The following is a 3,851-nucleotide window of genomic DNA, read 5'->3' as shown; positions in this document are numbered from 1 at the left end:
TGGTTGCGGGAGTAGGATTTGAACCTACGACCTTCAGGTTATGAGCCTGACGAGCTACCGGACTGCTCCATCCCGCGCCAATTGGCCCTGCGGATCTTGTTTTGCTGGGCCGGTGTCATCGAAGAGAGATACAAGTGTTCTCGGTTCTTTCTAGGTTTGGCGGTGACCTACTCTCCCACGTCTTAAGACGCAGTACCATTGGCGCAGTGGCACTTAACGACCGGGTTCGGAATGGAGCCGGGTGTTTTGCTCACGCTATGACCACCAAACCGAGGAAGAACCGAGATACCAAGTCAAGTATTATTGGGGTTGTATGCTTTTCTGACCAGCAGAGTCTGTCTTCTACTGGATCAAATCAAGCCTATCGGGCAATTAGTACCGGTCAACTGAACGCATTACTGCGCTTACATCTCCGGCCTATCGACGTGGTGGTCTACCACGGCCCTCAGGGATACCTTGTTTTGAGGGGGGCTTCCCGCTTAGATGCCTTCAGCGGTTATCCTGTCCGATCATAGCTACCCAGCACTGCTATTGGCATAACAACTGGTCCACCAGTGGATCGTTCACCCCGGTCCTCTCGTACTAGGGGCAACTCCTCTCAAGTATCCTACACCCACGGCAGATAGGGACCGAACTGTCTCACGACGTTCTAAACCCAGCTCACGTACCTCTTTAAACGGCGAACAGCCGTACCCTTGGGACCTGCTCCAGCCCCAGGATGAGATGAGCCGACATCGAGGTGCCAAACACTGCCGTCGATATGGACTCTTGGGCAGTATCAGCCTGTTATCCCCGGCGTACCTTTTATCCGTTGAGCGATGGCCCTTCCACTCGGGACCACCGGATCACTATGGCCGTCTTTCGACTCTGCTCGACTTGTCAGTCTTGCAGTCAGGCTGGCTTCTGCCATTGCACTCAACGAGCGATTTCCGACCGCTCTGAGCCAACCTTCGCGCGCCTCCGTTACGCTTTAGGAGGCGACCGCCCCAGTCAAACTACCCACCACGCAGGGTCCCGGACCCGGATAACGGGCCGCGGTTAGACATCAAGAGTGCGAAGGGTGGTATCTCAAGGGAGGCTCCACAAGAACTAGCGTTCCTGCTTCAAAGCCTACCACCTATCCTGCACGTCACAATCCTGATGCCAGTGCGAAGCTATAGTAAAGGTGCACGGGGTCTTTCCGTCTAACCGCGGGAAGCCTGCATCTTGACAGGCAATTCAATTTCGCTGAGTCGATGTTGGAGACAGCGGGGAAGTCGTTACGCCATTCGTGCAGGTCGGAACTTACCCGACAAGGAATTTCGCTACCTTAGGACCGTTATAGTTACGGCCGCCGTTTACCTGGGCTTCAATTCAAGGCTCTCACCTCTCCTTTTAACCTTCAGGCACCGGGCAGGCGTCAGACCCTATACGTCGTCTTGCGACTTCGCAGAGCCCTGTGTTTTTAGTAAACAGTCGCCACCCCCTGGTTTGTGCCCCCAGCCCCTAGTTGCCTAGGAACCGGGCCTCCTTCTCGCGAACTTACGGAGGTATTTTGCCGAGTTCCTTCAACATCGTTCTCTCAAGCGCCTTGGTATTCTCTACCAGTCCACCTGTGTCGGTTTAGGGTACGATCTTATAGTGGAGCTATTTCCAGGAACCTCTAAACGGCCCCTCCAATCCGATAAGGAGGAACAATCTTCGAGATCCGTCACTACCACATGGCCCAGGAATATTAACCTGGTTCCCATCGACTACGCCTTTCGGCCTCGCCTTAGGGGTCGGCTTACCCTGCTCAGATTAGCTTTAAGCAGGAACCCTTGGACTTTCGGCGACAGGGTCTCTCACCCTGTTTGTCGCTACTCATGTCATCATTCTCGCTAGTGATCTCTCCACCGGATCCCTCACAGGCCGGCTTCACAGAAAGCACCTCTCCTCCAATGTATCCGAAGATACTAAGGAGGAATGGTACTATGTCACACTACGCTCTGCTACCATGCCTTACGGCATCCTAAGCTTCGGCTCGTGGCTTGAGCCCCGTTACATCTTCGCCGCAGGACAACTTATTTAGACCAGTGAGCTGTTACGCTATCTTTAAAGGATGGCTGCTTCTAAGCCAACCTCCTGGTTGTTTTGGTCGTCCCACCTGCTTTCCCACTTAGCCACGAATTGGGGGCCTTAGCTGTAGGTCAGGGTTGTTTCCCTCTCCACTACGGACGTTAGCATCCGCAGTGTGTCTGCCATCTAGTACTCCCGGGTATTCGGAGTTTGGTTAGGATCAGTAAGCCTGTGGGGCCCCATTACCCATCCAGTGCTCTACCCCCCGGGGTATTCGGATGACGCTCTACCTAAATAGATTTCGCAGAGAACCAGCTATCTCCGAGTTTGATTGGCCTTTCACCCCTAGGCACAACTCATCCCGACCTTTTTCAACAGGTGTGGGTTCGGCCCTCCAGTAAGTGTTACCTTACCTTCAGCCTGGTCATGCCTAGATCACTCGGTTTCGGGTCTGATCCATCTAACTCGACGCCCTATTAAGACTCGCTTTCGCTGCGCCTACACCTAACGGCTTAAGCTTGCTAGATAGACCAAGTCGATGACCCATTATACAAAAGGTACGCCGTCACAAGACTGGACACTGATGACAATCACTTCAATGGAACGCTGACCCGCAGCTGCAAGGTCTCGATCCCGGGGTTCTCGTCGTAGATCCCCGCGTTGGAACGGTGGTCGTAACTCAGGCCGATCCGAAGATCGCTCAGGTCTACGCCAACCTCCACACCCGATCTAAACTCGATCGGTCCACCCAGATCAAACCCACCATTGGCGAAGTAGATTCCGGGCATTGCATGGAATTGAGCATAATAGAGGCCGCTGCCGGATTCGATGTGATAGGTATGACCTACCCCGATCCAAACATTGCCATCTTCACCGAACGAGGCCCCAACAACGCGCCCGAAGGGCCCGTAATTACGACCAAGATCATATCTGAAGAAGGCTTCCCGGGATGCTTCAGCGCGTCGTTCGATCACTTCGCCAGCCGATATGGCCAAGCGAGGTGTCGTATCGCTGCGTCCAAAACATCCAGACGGCGCCGGACAATGATTGAGGCTCATGTCGGTAAACCCGAGCACGACCATCATTGCCGCCATCGTTCCATCTGCCATGTTCTGCCCTCCCGTTTTGGGAAAGCCATGGCTCAGATTGTCATTAGAGTCCAGTCAAGCTCCGACTGATTGTAGGCGTTCGGTTTCAGGTACTGTTTCACTCCCCTCGTCGGGGTGCTTTTCACCTTTCCCTCACGGTACTGGTTCGCTATCGGTCAGTAAGGAGTACTTAGCCTTCGAGGGTGGTCCCCCGATCTTCAGACAGGATTTCACGTGTCCCGCCCTACTTAATACGTACCTCAAAGCTTCCCATACGGGACTGTCACCCACTATGGTCGATCTTTCCAGATCGTTCTGGTCACTTATCGGTCTCGGCTGATCCCCGTTCGCTCGCCGCTACTAGGGGAGTATCAATTGATTTCCTTTCCTCCGGGTACTTAGATGTTTCAGTTCCCCGGGTTTGCTCTTAAAACCCTATGTATTCAGGTCTTAAGTACCTGTTTTACCCAATTATTCATAACCTTGCGGCTAAAAATAACTGAATATCAGGTGGGTTGCCCCATTCGGAAATTCATGGATCAAAGCCTATTCTCAGCTCCCCATGACTTATCGCAGAGTATCACGTCCTTCATCGCCTCTTACTGCCAAGGCATCCACCAAACGCCCTTCTCGCGCTTGATTTGATCCAGAAAAAGTCAGACTTCTTCCGATCAAAAGCATACTTTCCCGCTCCTGCCGATCAGATCGACAGGAACATTGGTTAGT

At 53.2% G+C, this 3,851-nt stretch carries 1 tRNA gene and 2 rRNA genes; all 3 read right to left on the bottom strand.

What is annotated here, in order from left to right:
* A tRNA-Met gene (locus tag BM234_RS17170) sits at positions 1–77 on the bottom strand.
* 77 nt (positions 78–154) lie between these two features.
* A 5S ribosomal RNA gene (gene rrf / locus BM234_RS17165) occupies positions 155–269 on the bottom strand.
* An 82-nt stretch (positions 270–351) separates the two neighbouring features.
* Positions 352–3,767 (bottom strand): 23S ribosomal RNA (locus BM234_RS17160).
* Positions 3,768–3,851: the final 84 nt, after the last annotated feature.

The sequence above is a fragment of the Poseidonocella pacifica genome (assembly GCF_900111875.1).
In the GTDB taxonomy this organism is placed as follows: Bacteria; Pseudomonadota; Alphaproteobacteria; order Rhodobacterales; family Rhodobacteraceae; genus Poseidonocella; species Poseidonocella pacifica.
This window is presented reverse-complemented; position numbering and strand designations above follow the sequence as displayed.